Source organism: Alkalibacterium sp. s-m-28 (assembly GCF_054658175.1).
Window position 1 is genome coordinate 1 of the sequence record NZ_BAAGIQ010000504.1, and the last position, 247, is coordinate 247.

At 43.3% G+C, this 247-nt stretch carries 1 protein-coding gene; it reads left to right on the forward strand.

Going from position 1 to position 247, the window contains the following annotated elements:
* The coding region (locus ACYQ4S_RS13045) for an IS200/IS605 family accessory protein TnpB-related protein (protein ID WP_459771613.1) at nucleotides 1–247 on the forward strand (247 nt) is incomplete at both ends.

Here is a 247-nt window from a genome sequence, read left to right on the forward strand (position 1 = left end):
GGAGTTAGGGAAGAAAAAGAAACTGAACGCTATTCGGACACTCAATGATAAAGAAGCGAGAATCATGCAGGATATTAATCATAAGATTGCCAGACACATAGTACGGTTTGCGAGAGACACGAACTGTGGCACCATCCATCTGGAGAATCTTTCCGGCATTCGCCGGACCTCAAGACAAAGAGGAAAACACACAGCGATTCTGCATAACTGGACATTCGCTCAACTGACTGACTTCATTGAATATAAA